Source organism: Paenibacillus sp. ACRRX, assembly GCF_022346885.1.
Taxonomy (GTDB): domain Bacteria; phylum Bacillota; class Bacilli; order Paenibacillales; family Paenibacillaceae; genus Paenibacillus_B.
In genome coordinates, this window is sequence record NZ_JAKRNK010000001.1 from 669,517 (window position 1) to 685,740 (window position 16,224).

Below are 16,224 nucleotides of genomic sequence, written 5' to 3' on the forward strand. Positions count from 1 at the left end.
GTTTAATACAAAGAAAAACACATGCATAAGTACAACTAAGTTAATGGAAGTAATATGATGAAAGGACTCTTATATAGGAAGGGGTGATATTATTATGGGTTGGAAAATCAAGTTTATTATAAATATGAGAATTATAAAATAGGAGATACATTAGAATGCGATGAAATGGGCTTACCATTGTTTTATTGTAGCGTGATGAAAGTGGAAAACAGAATTGCTTGAGATTGTCTAATGTCTTAATAGACAATCTCAAGCATTCGTTACTTCATTATTGTTTGATCCATATAGTCCACCAATGTGTATTAGTGGTTAAATTATCATCAATACTTGAAAAATAGTATGTAGAACCATTGTATTGAATTGTAGAACTAGTAGTAAAGTCGCTTCTTTTGTAATCTTTTTTAGCATATGCTATTCCGACCGCATTACATGTTGGACAGTAAAAAGGTTTAATTATAGAATTTAAATGAGACTGAGATACATTAGTAGGTAGTGCAGCAGCAGGCATAACCATCATTATGGTTACAGAGGCTGATACTAAAGCGGTAATAATTTGTTTCTTGAGCAATGCAAATCCCTCCTAAAATTGTTTTGATCGAACAAGTATCTAAACAATTAAACTCATACTTTATAGGATATGGATGCAAGTCCTCGATTATTACTTTTCTGATGGCATTGATACATTGTTTTTACATGATCAAATTTTATGGGAAAAATTACAAAAATATAAGTAAATAACTAACCCTATAATTAAGAGAGTACAATGGATTGTCAACACTAAATCAGACTACTTTTTTAAGGGCTCGTTTCTTGAACTCGATAGAGCTTAAATAACCTAGGGTTCCATGAACACGGTGAAGATTAAACCATTTCATGTAATCATCAAGCTCAAGTTTTAGATACAATAAGAACAAAAATCACCAAGACAAAATCATTGGCAAGTATTAGCTGGTTTTTCTGTCCAACTTACTGTAGCCGATCCAGGATGTCATTACGCAAAATCAAAGGTGTTAACGGTTCTGAGAATCTAGATTTTGCTTTATTTTGCTTTTAGGTTTGATGAATAAACTATTATATAGAATAAGGGAGATGGACTAAAATGCATGGTTATCAAAATAAAAAATAAGGACAAATGGATTATGAAAAGGCTTATTATGCATAAGCCTACTTATCATGATGAAACTCCACGAAAACAATGGTCAGAACTTAGTGACATAGCATGATGGTCATGGTCACGAAAAACAACTGTGTTGGATTATAAATAATAAGATGAGTGGAGCGAGTAAATGGGTTACATTTGGTGTGAATACAAGGGATAGATTTTCTACTGTTTTATTATGACGATTCCAACTAAAGATAATCTACTTCATAGAATATCTTATACTCAAGGCGCAATTAGATTTTATAAAGAAAACAAGAATCTTGAACAAGTGTAATTATTGCAGGATGAAATAACATAATATACAAAAAAGTTTGAAAACAATAAAACAATAAAACAATAAAACAATAAAATGTTACTTTTAACTGAGATTAATACATTTATAGAAAAGACTATTTTGATGAAATCTTTTTAGTAAATAATTAGATGGTGGTTGATTAAAGTGGTTTTAATTGTTAAAATATTCCTAGATAAACACAATCCAATACATCACTATAATATGTAGGAGAGTGTACCCTTGAAAAAACAGTTAATCGTATTGACCGCAGCTTTATCATTACTAATCCTTCCTACCAGCATCTTCGCCCAAAGTAACCATTCCTACAATGCTAACATGAATTCAATCAAAACTATCAAACTTCTTGGAGGGTATGAATCTAAGGATGGCGTGCTGCCAAGTAGTGGAGAAGTTGAATATTCTTTTACTTACAATAAGTCAGACGGTGCTAACTTTAGAATATACTTAGGAGACGACAACAAAAAAGGAATGAAGCTCGTAGTTTATGATCCAGATAACAATGAGTTTGCTTCGGGCAAAACTAATGCGGGAAACAACTGGCGTGTTTTGCTGGATACGAAACCAAAAAAGGAAGGCGATTACACAATAAAGATTGTATCTAATGACGGAGATGGTGGTTGGGATTACTCATACTCTTCAGCTGCTAGATCATATTAATTAAATAATATAAGGGTTATCTCGTTGGCACTTTTTATGGCTAACTGATAACCCTTTTAATGTTAACCAGTTTTCATACCTTTATCTATTGCACCCATTTTGTTAGCTCGTCTCAATATTTGCATCAGTTGATCTAAATCCTCTGTACTACTGTTCCTTTTTAAATCAGCATTCTCTTGTTTCAGTTTTTCAATAGTCTGTTCTTTTTCATTTAATAGACTTTCAATCTGACTAAGATATGAAGTGATTGAATTGATAACTGAGTCCATTTCATAATTATAGTTAATATTTACATTTTGTTTAAGTGCGATCTTTTTAGACTTCGCGTTTCGTATGAAGTCCTTATAACTCCACATACTTACGAGTCAAAGTATTGGAAACCATAAACGGAGAACCGGTTAGAGATAGTATAAAATTAATCTACAACTTGGTATTTAGAGAAGTTGAACCTGATCTTAAAAAAGGGATGAAAATAGTTACTGCTATTTCCGCAGGTAAATATGCTAATGAAGGGAAATATACTTCCTAAGATGTGGAACTTACTATATAGTAGACAATGATTATATGCTTTCAGCAGTAGATGACGAGTTCTCTATGCAGATGAACGGAAGGACGTTAAAAACTTTATTGATGAAATCAACACGCTACCATTACCTGCTCCTCGTTAATGAAAGACGGTAATAGTTGTTGTGATGAGCAAGTCTTATGTTTATTCCTCAATATTCCAATTTGATGGCTGATGCAGGCAAAGATAGAGGTGGGAAACAATTTTCATCTGTAGTGATGCAGTCCATCATCTTGATGACGTAAAATACTGTATTTGGCCAGGTCATCCAAAGTGTTGAACATGTCGATGCTATAAAACAAGGCGACAAAATGGTGAAGGTTAAAGTACAATAAATAGAGGTAAAATGTGGGATTTCATCTGGTATATACAGGTGTCGTCTTTTTTATTTTGTTAGGAGTGGCGGGCTTCTTTACTAATGTAAGCGCATGCGTAAATGTGAAAATTTTTGAAAAATAATGATGGGAATTCATGTAAAGGCGTGTTTTATTCTGAAATTTATGGTTTAATGTAAAAATGTATTCGGCAGAAACAAATCCCTAGGAGAAAAGTCATAGTTCTCTAGGAGTACAGTTCAAGGAGTTGGATATGGCTAAAATAGTTCTATCTCTGTTGGGTGCAGTAGTGTTTTTTACATCTTCTACTCAGCAAGAAACGAACAAGGCGGCACTGTTGTTAGAAAAATTCAAGACAAGCCATGCTTATGTCATTGATTTTTCACGTTCATTTATAGCTAAGGCTGGCTCCAAAAAACCAGTTGATCAGCGGAAGGCTGTTAAGTCTAAGGAAGTATCGGTGCTTGGCACGTCCAGCATGCGTCCAGATGTTCCATCTATTAAGCTTCCAGAGGATGTACTAGATATGATCTGGGATGAAACGAATAAAGAAGGTATCAACTACTACACGTTTCTGGGCTTGATCAAGGCAGAGAGTAATTTTGATGGACATACTGTTTATCATAACGATAATGGCACAAGTGATTATGGCCTCGTGCAAATGAACTCACGGAACGTCAGCAGATTGGCGAAAGAAATTGAAGTAGCCAAGATTGATGTCTTTAATCCTCAGCATAATGTGCTGTTAGGAATTGAGGAGTTAATCGAATGTCGTACCTACTGGGAAGGCGAGTATGAAGGCAAGCAGTTGGAGAAAGCGATGCTGCTGGCATATAACCGCGGGCGCGCTGGTTCGAAGAAATGGATTGACAATAAAGGAATAATGGATAGTTCCTATACAAAAAAAGTATTAAAATATAAACAGCAATTTGAGCATGAAGCGCAATTGGCGCAATCTCGATAAAGCTGATCATGATCATTATTGATGCAGGAATAAATAAATGACGAGTTGGTTGACGTCATTTCATACCGTAATGAGAAGGAGCGCTTGATTATTTATTGCTCGCTGCAATTTAATTTACTTTTATGACACCTTAAGTTATCCCCGTTTTCACTCTCTCTCATTACACTTCCGAATACATGCTTTTCATAATATATAAATATACCTGCTTTATTCCTGCATCTTACTCTTTTTATAATGCTAACGATTTACTTACACAATTGCTTGTTGTGGGCGTCTTTAACTTAATTCGGCATCTGAACCTTGCTTTAAATTAAACATGAAGGAATATGGAGTCGTACAGCCAATTATGGTAACATAGAATAAGTTGCTCGAACTTTCTATTTAATCCAAGGAGTAAGAAGCAGCAGCGATAGAGGTATTACTTCTTTTGGATTTACACTGAAAAGAGGTGTGAAGGTTGCTTTATGTCATAGTAGCTGTAATTTTGGCAATTGCATTGATTGTCTATGTTGTGCTGCGGCGTATCAAGAGTCGTGAAGCCAACAGCAATATCGTGTCGATTGATAGGTCCAAGGCCAAGCAGTTGGGCGGACAGAAATGTTCCTATTGCAAACAAATGTCTGGTAAGCTTGTATTTTATGCTGATCATAATGGATCAGTGGTTGGTGTATGTAGACAATGCCGGCCAATTGCAGAGCGCAAAGATATGCTGCCTATATGAGTGAACACAGCCCGTATTCCTGAGGACAGGAACACGGTTTTTTTGTGTTCAAAAAAAAGAGGAAATGACGCGGTTATTACTGTGTACTGGTCTTTAGGTTACTTGATTGTGAAGCATTTAGGTACCCGCTCCTTTTATCAAAGTGATTGTAATCACAAGAGGGTTTTGCATCCTGTGTTACATTTCTTGTGAGAAGTATTCTCATTTTGAAAATGGGGTGATTAGATTGGGTGTATCCTCACTTGATTTATCTAAAAGTATATATGAATTGTGCCAAGAAAATGAGGAGATTGTCTCGATTATGGTTCAATTGGGGTTTGACCAAATTGCAAATCCGATCATTCGTAATACGGCTGGCCGTGCGATGACAATTCCTAAAGGCGCTAAAGCTAAAGGGATTTCCATTGGTGTTATTATAGAAGCTTTTGAGGAAGCGGGTTACATGGTTATAGGGAAGGAGCTGTTTATTCATGAGTGAGATCATTAACAATCGTGAACGGGACCGATTAAATACAAGCATGCGACAGCAATTGTTAAAAGACATCATCAAACAGCTGCATGAAGGCAAGAGTGTTGATGACGTCAAGCGTCAATTTGAGGAGGCTGTTGGGGACGTCACCGTCGCCGAAATATCCGCAATGGAACATGCACTGATGCAGGAAGAGGGCATCCCTGTGGCAGAGGTACAGCGGTTGTGTTCCGTCCATACGGCGGTATTTAAAGGATCGATACAGGAGATTCACCAGCCAGCAGCCACAGAAGAAGCTGGCCATCCAATTCATACCTTTAAGCTGGAGAACCGCGAGCTGGAAAAGCTGGTTCAATTCAAGTTGGAGCTTCATACGGAACGATTTGATAAGGATGATCAGGAGCGGAATAAACTCAAACTGCTTGAAGACCTCGCACAGTTGAGGGGAATAGACAAGCATTACAGCCGAAAGGAAAATCTGTTGTTTCCCTATTTGGAGAAATACGGTATCTTTGGCCCGACGCAGGTCATGTGGGGAGTGGACGATGGCATTCGTTCGATGCTAAAAGACGCAGGACAGCAGTTAGAAGCGTACGCAGCAGGCAGCGGATGCCAGCAAGCGATAGTTGAATTGCTGCGCCATATTATTCAAGAAGTTAACGAAATGATCTTCAAAGAAGAGAATATTTTATTCCCGATGGCGATGCAGACGTTAACTGAAGACGAATGGGTTCGTATAGCAGCTGAGAGCGCAGATGTGGGATACTTCTTGGCTGAGCCGAATGGAGTCTGGGTTCCTGCACGCGAGAAGGTGGATTCGAGTGGAATGTTAGATGGTGTTGTGCGTATGGAAACAGGCATATTGTCCGTAGCACAGCTGGAACTGATGATGAACCATCTGCCTGTGGATTTAACGTTTATAGATGAACATGATGTCGTTCGTTACTACAGCCACGGCAAGGATCGTGTGTTTACTCGAACTCCGTCCGTAATCGGGCGTACGGTTCAGAACTGCCACCCGCCGCAGAGCGTTCACATCGTCAATCAACTGCTTGATGACTTCAAAGCGGGACGCAAAGAAGCAGAGGATTTTTGGATACGTTTTAAAGACAAGTATGTATTGATTCGTTACTTTGCTGTACGTAATGCAGCAGGGGAGTATAAAGGTACACTGGAATTCACACAAAATATTGCGCCTATCCAGGAAATCACTGGGGAGAAACGAATTAATTCGTAAGCAGATGATAGAAGGATGTTAATTATAATATAATCTTAAGGTTCTAGAAAGGGATCATTCCATATCAACTAAGGAATGATCCTCTTGCATGCAGAAACTATGGTTGTTGTTGATAGCGGAGACATTCTTCAATGATGAGTTCAAGCCACCGTTCCTCTTCGCCAGATAGCTGGACATCTAATTTCATTAGTACATCTTTAGATGCTTGGAGAGCTATACCTTTTTGTATTTCTCCATTGTGCGCAACCAGATCCGTTACAAACTCAGTTATTAAGTTGGCGATATCTGACATCAGAACTGCGCGTTCTTTTGCTTTTGGCTGCATGTGGATGAGCTGTAGGACAATATTTACGATTCCGAATATCACCTTTGCATGATCTACTCGTTCTTTATTTATGATTCCATTTCGAAATAACTTAGGAAACAGAATCAGACTGGCGCTAGTACAAATAACTACAATGAGTATTATAAAATAATCTGACATGTTTGGACTCCTTATTGTTTATGTAGTGATATAGATTTCTTTTCCTGTCCAGTTCACTTTGATATGCAGCAACTGTTCAAAAATTCGAACAGGTACGTATAATTGTCCGTCCTTCATTTTGGCCTCAGACACGTGTTTCCCGTTTACTGCTGCTGACACCCCATTCCAGGTTATGTTGGCCCCTAGACGCTCTCCTAGAAGGCGTAACGGGGCATACGTCATGCCGTCTAGATAAGTGCCATTACAAATGAATTTATTTTGAATGGAAATAGGGATTGGCTTTGTTGTTGTTTCTGTCTTCATGGTTTTTAGTAAATAGGTTTCTGGGTGAGTATCGGTTTTGAATCCGAAACTTGGAGTTGTTTGGCGTCGTACTTCAAAGTGGAGGTGAGAACCGGTAGACCTTCCAGTTGATCCTTGTGTACCGATTTTCTGCCCTGTTTTGACAACTTGTCCTGTTTGAACCGTGATGTTATCCAGATGCGCATAACATAACAGAGCCCCATCATTAGCTTGGATAGCTACGACGTTGCCAAAGCCTCCAAAGCCAGAGCCCGTAATTCCCATTCGTGCATGAAGCACGGTGCCGTCTGTAAAAGAAAGAATAGGGGCCTGATGGGATTTAACCAAATCAATGCCTGTATGCCAGGTGCGATTCCCAGTGAAGGGATCAGAGCGCCAGCCATATGGGCTTGTAATGCGATAGCCGTATGTCGACCAAATCGTTGCAGTCATGATGATGTTTTCCCCCTATTTTTGTGAGTTCCCCCTGTTAAGTTCTTGTTCGATGCGATCACCGATCAACGTAATATGTTTTTGGCCTGCATCTTTCAAATTTTCATAGATGGAACGAAATTCTACTAAACTGAAGCCACCTAGGATTGCGTACTGGAATAAGTCTTGCAAATAAAATGAATGCTGTGCGAGCGTAAAGAGCACCATATAGCTAGTAAATTTCCCGAAAAACCCCGAAAATAACTTGCGTGATAAAATACTTCGGTTATTTCTGAGTTCTGCCCACACTCTAGTAGCTACATCCAAAAAGATAATGAGTAGAATGGATTGGAGTTGTACCACGGACAGACCTGTAAAATAAAAAATCCATCCACCGACAATTCCACCAACATAGAACGTATAATCTGAAAACATTTTAAATGAATACTTGGCCGTAGATAATGTTAATTCTTTTAGGTACACAAGATCAGTCATCCTTTCTCCGCGTTAAATAAAAAAGCTACCCCAAATGGGGCAGCTTTACATAATATAATAATAGGCGCCAACCATGCCTTTTATCGTAATCGAGCAGTGAAGATCGGATACGTCTCGTACTCGAATTTGAGCGGTTGCTGGCAAGTTGTCGTATACGGTCACTCTAGGATGTATGTGAGCAGAAAGATCTAATTTAGATACTGTTAGGGAACTGTCTACCTGCTGAATCTGATGAACAGTCAATTGGCCGTCTATTTGACTAATTTGATGGACGGTTAGTGTTGAGTCGAGGAACTTGCGTTCATATACTTGGATAAAGGCATCTGTATAATGGGAGTATATAACGCCAATTGAAGCTGACAGGTCAAGTTTATTGATGTTAAGCATTGCTGCTGTTGAATCGTAATGTGGAATGTGAATGAATGCAGGGAACTCATTTTTATCCTGTACTCTAATTGTAATGCTGGCAGGAATATCAGGTTTGCATACACCCAATAATGCGGATGCATCGTGTTGCCCCTCTAGCTTCACTGTTAATACAGCGTTGATATTAGATGAAGTTTGTTTGACATTGGATACGACAAGACAACTATGCAGATCCTGCACATTAACGCCAAGACAGCTTGTTTGGTATGCTTGTTCCCATCTGGCTACTTTTACATAACTTGATAAAAAGGCGTTAGGATCAATAATCACGGTTGCAGTTAAATCTCGTTTAGACACTGTCAAGCTCGCTGTTTGTTCAGATATGCTAGCTTCAGAGATGTACATGTAGCTTGCGATATCATCTGTCATCGGGATTGAGCAGGTGACCTGGGCTGGTAAGCTTAGATGTGTAACGGAAAGTGTCGCTGACAACAGTAAATGTAAAGGTACTTCAGGTCTGTGCACGTATAAGGATACTGGTATGTCAGTAGCTCCATAATTACTTTTAATAGTGAGTTTCCCAACTATTTCTTTGCGCCCTGTCCCATTAATAAACACGGTTGCTTCGGTATGGCTTCTCCCGATACTATAAATCGCATTTGAGATGTACGCAGCGATTAATAAGGGAGGATTTTTGGATTCCCGTGTATAGAAATGAACACTTGTATCATCAGGACTTTCCATAAGAAATCCATAGGCAGGAATAGCTTGACTAATATATCGATTGCAAACGTCAAGTATATCAAATTCAATGTACCGTTCCTGTTTATTAACCGTGTACTGGTGCTGAAGCAGCTCGACCGCATAGGGTTGATTGGCGTAAGTAACTCCTAATTCACGCCAGATCGTATTAGGCTGCTGCAAATGAATACGTGGCTTGTTAGTCAGTGCGCCAGCATAATAGATTCTTAATTTGGCTTGTTCAAGCGCATATAAATCAGTGATGCGTTCTTTCAGGTTCCCGATATCAACGAAGCTGGTGTATTCTTCGTCTCGCTCTTTCCCGATCATCATACGCTGCATGTCACCGTAGTTTATCGTCTGGAGATCTGCTCTTGAGCGCGTAGTAGCATCTGCAATAATCGGAAGTTCCAAGTGTTTTCTCGGCGCAGGCATTAACTCATAGTGCACATACATTTGATTATGAGGTCGAACATCGATAGTTGAGCTTAGATTATCAGCGCCAATGACCTCAAGCGTTGCATTTAACTCGTTTTCACCTTTGTATTGAATTTTTAATGTGGAGTGCAGGTTATATTGAACATTTTGTTGTACGGTGAAAGTGGTATCCATGTACTCCTTAACTCCAGTTGTGACCAGCAGGCTAGAGTTAAGATGTCCTTCTCCGTATCCGTACAATTTAAACGTACCGACCATTTTATTTGAGGGAGTACGTATAAATAAAGTACTGTCTATATCGTGATGATCCATCTTTTAATCACTTCCAATCTCATTGTATTGAGATTAAGCCTTATCGGCTTTGGCTCGAATTTCGATTCGTCCGTTCGGAGTAGGAGGGGCGTCAATGTGGGTGGATAGTCTCACATAAAATTCGATCTCAGCGCCGTCTTTAACTGTAGATGCATAATTTAGTTTATCGTTTGCAAGGAAGGGATTCGTTGTAGATGATAGCTCTAGTGCGACTCCAGATGGAAGGCCTGTCGGTTCCACTTCCAAAAGCAAATTTTTAACATCATAACCTAGCTGATTTTTAAGCTTTATTTTATGTTCTAATGAGGTTTGACCAGCCACTAACGTGCCAATATCCAAATATTCAAGAATACCGCCGAAGGTGTCGGAATAGTAATCACCAGACTCATTCATAAACATTAGGCCCGCATAAGTGCCTGTAAAAGTAGTCTGCCAGGTTTGAATGGAACCCCAATAATCCTGATATTCAAAACGGAGTGTATTCGACTGGTTAAAGAGAAGATTTTTTTCAGGAATATTGATACTAATGTCATGTGGTGAAGGATATAGGCTCGTAAATTCACCTGTGGTCGGGTAAAGTGGTTTATCATTAAGTACAATTCTATATTTTACTTTACCATTGTCAGCATCCACCAACTTGCCAATTAGTTTATTCCCTTGCAGTTGTAAGTCAAGGGTTGCTGGTGTATTCAGGAGATGTAAGGAAAGGTCGCTAAGCTTGACGTCATCCAGACTCGACTTGATAATGAGCTTGCTATGATCAACTAGAATCTCTTCATTTCTATGGATGCTCAAATCCAAAAAATAGGCGAATCGTACGGAACGACCTTTATTAGAAAATTGCTCTGGTTTAATAGCCGTTATTTCTGCCAAAGTCATGCCTTCTGATTTTACTTGTTCCAGAATAGACAGATCTACAGATCTCCATGTTCCAGCAATTAAGGTTTCCCAAGTGGTGCCATTATCAAATGACAGGGCATACCTAGCGGTGCCTTTGTATCCATTTCCAGTTAATTCTTCGATCAGGATAGATTGTAAATGTCCGTGTAAAGGATATTCGACATCGCTGATGACAAGCTCAGGGTGTGGGATCGCCTTCATTTGTAATTCAAGAGGAATATCATCATAGCTTTGAATAAAAGTAGGTTGTGGGTTGCCTGTTGGGACGTAAGTAATAATTTCAATTGTTGGTGAAATGGCAGCAGTTGAAGTCCATAACGCTTCACTGATGACGGAAAGATCTACCATGCCGTGTTTATCAAATTCCTCTTTGGTGGGGGGGGTCGTGCTTACGGTTGCCCAGCCTTCCATTATTTCGGGTAGCTCCGGCGTAATCATTTCCAATTCACCAATAACTAGAATACTATTACTTCCATCTACTTCTTCTGTAACATTAATGCGATATTGAGAGTAAGAGTTATGATTACTGATAATAAACTGCTTTTTCCCCCCAACAACCCAATCCGTAATATTTTTTTGAGTATCTAATATTGACCAAGTCGATCCATCATTAGATGCTTCAAAAGTCCAATCTCGTGCCATTCGGGGAAGCTGATTTTCTGCACCTCTCGGTTCCAGTGTGTATTTTACTATGTTAGTCTTCGTGTAAAACTCAAACCCAACATAACCTAATTTACCAGTGTTGGAAGCCCATGCGTTTGTTCCGTTTGCGTTTCCATCAAATGCTCCCCACAAATTGTAACCAGACAATACGGGGCTGCTAATGACTTTACCAACCGAAGATGTTGCGCTAGACATGACCGGAATTGCATTCATACTTGGTTGAAAAGGACGGTATGGAATGTGCTTCTTATATTCGCTATTCTGCATAAGGACAATGCTTTTATTTTGTAGTGGTAGTGTTTTGAACTCGAACTCATGTATATAAGGTGATTGACTTTGTATACCAGACACACCTAACAATCTATAATACCGATAATATTGGTTGTGGGAGATTAGGGTCTTAATAGTCGATGCAGCGGCCCCACCGAGAGTAAATTGACTAGTGACTTCTATCCAAGATGAGTTATCATTGCTTCCTTGCCATACCCAAATACCGTGAGTAGAGGCATTATTTTGAACTAGTTTAAACTCATCAATATAAATTCTATTGTTAAAGTCGAAGGATATAAATTTTTGAGCCACTTGTTGATTTCCTGAAAAATAAATATCACTATTCATGTTCCCATCAATTAAATTGTAAATATCGGTCGTAGAAAATGTAATCGTATTGTTAATCGTAATTAAGTGTTTTCTATAACCTCTACCACCATAATTATCGTAACTTGTATTCATTCCAGATCTCCTCTGCATTGATGTGAAATAAAATAACTAGTGGTTCATTATTGACCACCAGTTATTGCTTTAGTGCCATTGCCTTTGTGTAGTTCTATCTTCGTACTGTACATATCTCCCTCCGAATAATGTCCCTTATAATCAGCACGAATATGGTCAGAAATAGTTCTGTTGGTTTCTCTGGTCCACGTTACAACTTCAATATCACCACCTAGTTCATCTAGTGGACAATAATTTGAATGAATATACAGATCAGCATTTTGGATGGATTGATTAAGGGTATAATACAACACTTCAAATGTGTCAGCATGTTTGTCAGTAAAAGATAAATCATCTGAATTGACCTTCATGATTATCTCTGATGCGGACAAGTCATGGGTGTATACACACAACTCAATATCGCCTTCGAATGCACTCCAAAAAGCTTGGCTGATCAACGAGATATTATCCATGCCGTAATTTAGATAATGTTGATCTGTTGGCTCTAATTCCGTTACTTTGTTCCAAATGAAATGGTTGAAATCAAAACTGTATGCCGCATTTTTGTTTTTAACTAAACATTTTAGGTTGAGTTGGTGTTCACTTTTAATATCCACAAAGTGAATAGATGCTTTGGACGTTTCTATTTTTTGTTTAAATAATTGTCCATTACCAAGAGGAGATCTGTTCTGGGCTACAATAAAATGTGTATCAAATGATTGGTTGAGAGGGAAGAGTATTTTATTGTCCATTCCATATTGTATAAAGTGGTTCTGATCGATATTTGTTGTTTTGGAACCATCAATAATATGTAATATGTTTTGATACATTTCCAGTCTTCTGACTAGCATGTGATCGCCGCCGTTGTTATCTGTAATATTAATTCTATACTTTTTAAATTTTTGCTGGGACGTCAGGTTAGTATAATATCTAGTTTCATTCTGTTTCCAATTGATTTGATTATGTTGCTTGTCCAAGACAATCCAGGACACACCATCATTACTCCCCTCAAACGCCCATGTTCGAGGAGATCTGTTGAGATCAGCTATACTATCAATCGTTTGAACTGAATATGAATCGACAGTTATCGCAGTTTGAAATTCATAGCATAACCAAGAGGGGATCCTCCCGCTGCTCTCCCAGCATTCCTGGTACTTGCTAGTATGAATAAAGTAGGAGAAAGCTTTCCAAGCATCATGACTTGAATTAGCAATTGAACTTGCACTTGCAGAGCCGCTTGGTGATACGTTGGATGTCATTATAGGTATAAGATTAGGGCTGTTAGATGTAGCGTAATACTTATTATCGTGTTTAATAAGGTAGCTGCCTTCAAAATTAGATTCAAACATTTCAAATTCTTGTACTCCAACATAGGAGGTGCTGCCATTATTTTTTGTAATATTTATTCTGTACATAAGAAAATGATTTGTATTAGAGAGAACAAATTCTTTCTTGCTCCATAGTACCCAGTCTGTTACATTTGTTCTTGTGTCCAAAATAACCCAAGTTACACCGTCATTAGACGCCTCAATTGTCCAATCTCTTGGAGCTGTGTTCGTACTGTTATAACCATGTATAAGACTATATTTGATAATACATTTTTGGGTGGGAAATTCATATTGCAGCCATCCTGTTAAAGTGCCCGAAGCGGTGACCCAGCTGTCATAGGATCCCGTATTTGTTATTTTTCCATCAAATGCTCGATATGCAAAATAAGCGCCGCTCGTACTAAATACCGAACTTGCGCTTGCTTTCCCACTAGGGGTCGTATCAGAGATCATATCAGGTGTTGCCTTCCTTAATGCACGAATCATTTTAGTACCACCCTTTCTATTTTATATCTAATCTATTGATTTCAATAAATTTGTTATAATCAACCTGGGTTTTAAATAATGAACCTTTTCCTAAAGTTGATTTAATCATAGACTGTTTCGTCATTTTTTCATTCCTGTTTAATATAGACAGGTCGTCTATACCGTTATGTTCGAACAATTGCTGTGAAGGGGCTGAGGTTAGCGTTACCCATTGTGATCCTGTATGGGATTGGATAATCCCATGTAATTCAAGCTCCCAGATATAAATATATGAACCTCCATTGCCTGTGGTTATAAATATTCTATATTTTTTATAGGCAATTGTATTATTTATTTTAAACTCTTCTCTAACACCTGCTTTAAAACTAGAAAATGATTTTTGTGTATCCAAGACTGTCCAGTTGATACCATCATGCGAGCCTTCAAAGGTCCAATCTTTTGGAACTTGCACACCGCCACTAGTTATTAAAATATATTTATCTACTACTTTAGGTTGCTCAAATTCGTAGGATAACCATTCATTTGATGTGGTCTTGGAGTTCCAATAATAGGTGCCTGATGTCGTATAACCGTCAAAAGCTCTCCAGGCAGTATATGTTGAATCATAGGAGCTGCTAGCATTAACGATTCCACTAGGTGTTGTATTGGACGTCATCGTACTGTTTAACTTTCCATAAATCTTAGGAGTTTCTGGTATATATTTTTTATATGCTCCATTATGATAGATTAATGATTTAGTAGGTTTGTAATCTACAATGATCATTGGTCTAAATCCGAGATCGATTGCAGAATACACACCAGTATTATCACTAATTTGATTGACAGCACTTTTTCCTCTGAATATTCGACGTGTAGCATCTGTAGATTTGGATGATCTTGTCATGGACCACATGGAAGACCAGTTCCAGATCTTATCGTCACCAGCAGCAATAGTCCCGTTGAGAGTACTGTTAACGATATACTTATCCCAATCGTTATTGAAGTCTGATGCGCTAGTACCGCCTGTTAGAAGTTTTGTTGTAATTTTATATTTAGTTTTTTCATATAGCCGAATTTCACCAATTCCTGCGACACTTGATTGTCCTTTTTGAATATCGAGTCTGTAATATCTGTATTTATTAGCATTAGCAAAGTCAAAATGAACGAATTGTAAGATGTTAGGATCTGGAATGCTTGCTAATGTTGATAAGGTAGTCCAGTTGGCATTATCATTAGAAGCTTTGATCATAAAATCTTTAGGGAAGTAGCTAGGAGAACCATTTCGTTTAGATAATGATATTCTTTGAATTCTTTTCTCATTACCCATACCCAAATCAATTTGAAAATAAGAAATTGAGTTTACGCTTTGCCAAGATGAATGATGTGTTCCATCAATTGTTTTATCTGGCGTATTCGAGCCAGAAGAATCAGAAGCGGACAACATGTTTTCGGTTAGAATCACGTGTTCATAAATCAATTCAGTTCCAGAGAAACTTTCCATACCATTTATGATATAATCATTTACGGTTACTCCAGTTTGAAGATTGCGATCCGCAATGAGCATATATCTCCCCTGTACATCCTTGTCCACACAAATTAAATAAAAGTCCCCATATGGAGTGTTTCCAGGAATAGAAGGAGATAGAATTGGTTTGGATGCTTTGCCAAAAGAGGAGAGGCTCGCTTGCGCTAGATGGTTAGAACCCCAATAATTACAGCGAATACGTTTTCCTATGTCCATCTGAGAAAAGTCAGAAACCTCATTATCTGCTATTAGATAACCTGTAGTGTCAATAGCATCTAGTGTCAGGGCATAGGTTGTGCCTTTATCCATAGCCGTTATTTTAACATTATGTATTGTATCTTCTAATCCTTCTTTTTCATATACTAAAGTCAATACATCTTCCCAATTTAAACCGACCTCTACGTAAGTTTCCTTTTGTCCATCAATTTCAATTTCTACGTAGCTTGAAGAGAACCCACCTTGTTGGGTATAGGTTAATATTCTTAAATCAGTACCTTTGAACTTAAATGAAATTGTACTGCCAATTTCCGTAGTAGTATGCAATCCTCTGCCATAAAAATTTGCTCGATCCCAAGTTAACCATGTTCCTGTATATTTAATGTCAGGATAAGAGCCATCATATCTTGTCCAGCCTGACTCTGGAACAGCTAATGCTGCACCTATTACTGCCATTTTGC

16 protein-coding genes are annotated in these 16,224 nt (G+C 38.2%); 6 read left to right on the top strand and 10 right to left on the bottom strand.

Annotation, left to right across the window (positions count from 1 at the left end; translation table 11 throughout):
• Positions 1-268 precede the first annotated feature (268 nt).
• Together MH117_RS02950 and MH117_RS26780 are read right to left on the bottom strand one after the other, a co-directional pair.
• A complete protein-coding gene (locus tag MH117_RS02950) occupies positions 269-568 on the bottom strand; it encodes a hypothetical protein (RefSeq protein ID WP_239327147.1) in 300 nt (99 codons plus the stop codon).
• Positions 569-782: 214 nt separating this feature from the next.
• Positions 783-914 carry an IS3 family transposase gene (locus tag MH117_RS26780; RefSeq protein ID WP_481857222.1) on the bottom strand — a complete coding sequence of 44 codons (132 nt, stop codon included), beginning with the start codon at positions 912-914 and terminating at the stop codon, positions 783-785.
• Positions 915-1,676: 762 nt separating this feature from the next.
• On the opposite strand from MH117_RS26780, the gene MH117_RS02955 reads away from it, so the two are divergent.
• Positions 1,677-2,114, top strand: a complete 438-nt coding sequence (locus tag MH117_RS02955) for a hypothetical protein (protein WP_239327148.1) — start codon at positions 1,677-1,679, stop codon at positions 2,112-2,114.
• A 62-nt stretch (positions 2,115-2,176) separates the two neighbouring features.
• Here MH117_RS02955 and MH117_RS02960 read toward each other — a convergent pair whose 3' ends face one another.
• Entirely contained in the window at positions 2,177-2,470 is a 294-nt protein-coding gene (locus MH117_RS02960; RefSeq protein ID WP_239327149.1) for a hypothetical protein, read from the bottom strand.
• Positions 2,471-2,487: 17 nt separating this feature from the next.
• Between MH117_RS02960 and MH117_RS02965 the strand changes: the two genes are divergently transcribed.
• From MH117_RS02965 to MH117_RS02985, 5 genes are all read left to right on the top strand, one after another.
• Complete coding sequence (locus MH117_RS02965; RefSeq protein WP_239327150.1) at positions 2,488-2,643, top strand: hypothetical protein; 156 nt, start codon at positions 2,488-2,490, stop codon at positions 2,641-2,643.
• 624 nt (positions 2,644-3,267) lie between these two features.
• Entirely contained in the window at positions 3,268-3,978 is a 711-nt protein-coding gene (locus MH117_RS02970) for a transglycosylase SLT domain-containing protein (RefSeq protein ID WP_239327151.1), read from the top strand.
• Between the two features lie 457 nt (positions 3,979-4,435).
• Positions 4,436-4,699, top strand: coding sequence for a hypothetical protein (locus MH117_RS02975; RefSeq protein ID WP_239327152.1), 264 nt, complete (start codon positions 4,436-4,438; stop codon positions 4,697-4,699).
• A 217-nt stretch (positions 4,700-4,916) separates the two neighbouring features.
• On the top strand, positions 4,917-5,177 hold the full coding sequence (locus MH117_RS02980) for a DUF1858 domain-containing protein (protein WP_343224428.1): 261 nt from the start codon (positions 4,917-4,919) through the stop codon (positions 5,175-5,177).
• Positions 5,170-6,405, top strand: a complete 1,236-nt coding sequence (locus MH117_RS02985; protein WP_239327154.1) for a DUF438 domain-containing protein — start codon at positions 5,170-5,172, stop codon at positions 6,403-6,405. The genes MH117_RS02980 and MH117_RS02985 overlap by 8 nt, the downstream gene beginning before the upstream one ends.
• A 97-nt stretch (positions 6,406-6,502) precedes the next feature.
• Here MH117_RS02985 and MH117_RS02990 read toward each other — a convergent pair whose 3' ends face one another.
• Genes MH117_RS02990 through MH117_RS03020 form a run of 7 tightly spaced genes read right to left on the bottom strand, consistent with a single transcriptional unit; the run spans position 6,503 to position 16,219 of the window.
• Positions 6,503-6,889 (bottom strand): hypothetical protein, encoded by a 387-nt coding sequence (locus tag MH117_RS02990; protein WP_239327155.1) that lies wholly within the window; start codon positions 6,887-6,889, stop codon positions 6,503-6,505.
• Positions 6,890-6,907: 18 nt separating this feature from the next.
• Positions 6,908-7,624, bottom strand: a complete 717-nt coding sequence (locus tag MH117_RS02995) for a peptidoglycan DD-metalloendopeptidase family protein (RefSeq protein ID WP_239327156.1) — start codon at positions 7,622-7,624, stop codon at positions 6,908-6,910.
• 15 nt (positions 7,625-7,639) lie between these two features.
• Positions 7,640-8,098: a phage holin family protein gene (locus tag MH117_RS03000; RefSeq protein WP_239327157.1), complete on the bottom strand. Its 459-nt coding sequence runs from the start codon at positions 8,096-8,098 to the stop codon at positions 7,640-7,642.
• Between the two features lie 45 nt (positions 8,099-8,143).
• Positions 8,144-9,955 carry a CBM96 family carbohydrate-binding protein gene (locus MH117_RS03005; RefSeq protein WP_239327158.1) on the bottom strand — a complete coding sequence of 604 codons (1,812 nt, stop codon included), beginning with the start codon at positions 9,953-9,955 and terminating at the stop codon, positions 8,144-8,146.
• 33 nt (positions 9,956-9,988) lie between these two features.
• A complete protein-coding gene (locus MH117_RS03010) occupies positions 9,989-12,250 on the bottom strand; it encodes a discoidin domain-containing protein (protein WP_239327159.1) in 2,262 nt (753 codons plus the stop codon).
• Positions 12,251-12,297: 47 nt separating this feature from the next.
• Complete coding sequence (locus tag MH117_RS03015) at positions 12,298-14,043, bottom strand: discoidin domain-containing protein (RefSeq protein ID WP_239327160.1); 1,746 nt, start codon at positions 14,041-14,043, stop codon at positions 12,298-12,300.
• Between the two features lie 16 nt (positions 14,044-14,059).
• Entirely contained in the window at positions 14,060-16,219 is a 2,160-nt protein-coding gene (locus MH117_RS03020) for a discoidin domain-containing protein (protein WP_239327161.1), read from the bottom strand.
• Between the last annotated feature and the right edge of the window lie 5 nt (positions 16,220-16,224).

Coding starts and splice junctions, on each gene's coding strand:
- MH117_RS03020 (WP_239327161.1), bottom strand. CDS start 16,219: ATGGCAGTAATAGGTGCAGCATTAGCTGTTCCAGAGTCAGGCTGGACA.
- MH117_RS03010 (WP_239327159.1), bottom strand. CDS start 12,250: ATGAATACAAGTTACGATAATTATGGTGGTAGAGGTTATAGAAAACAC.
- MH117_RS02970 (WP_239327151.1), top strand. CDS start 3,268: ATGGCTAAAATAGTTCTATCTCTGTTGGGTGCAGTAGTGTTTTTTACA.
- MH117_RS02995 (WP_239327156.1), bottom strand. CDS start 7,624: ATGACTGCAACGATTTGGTCGACATACGGCTATCGCATTACAAGCCCA.
- MH117_RS03000 (WP_239327157.1), bottom strand. CDS start 8,098: ATGACTGATCTTGTGTACCTAAAAGAATTAACATTATCTACGGCCAAG.
- MH117_RS03005 (WP_239327158.1), bottom strand. CDS start 9,955: ATGGATCATCACGATATAGACAGTACTTTATTTATACGTACTCCCTCA.
- MH117_RS03015 (WP_239327160.1), bottom strand. CDS start 14,043: ATGATTCGTGCATTAAGGAAGGCAACACCTGATATGATCTCTGATACG.
- MH117_RS02990 (WP_239327155.1), bottom strand. CDS start 6,889: ATGTCAGATTATTTTATAATACTCATTGTAGTTATTTGTACTAGCGCC.
- MH117_RS02960 (WP_239327149.1), bottom strand. CDS start 2,470: ATGTGGAGTTATAAGGACTTCATACGAAACGCGAAGTCTAAAAAGATC.
- MH117_RS02985 (WP_239327154.1), top strand. CDS start 5,170: ATGAGTGAGATCATTAACAATCGTGAACGGGACCGATTAAATACAAGC.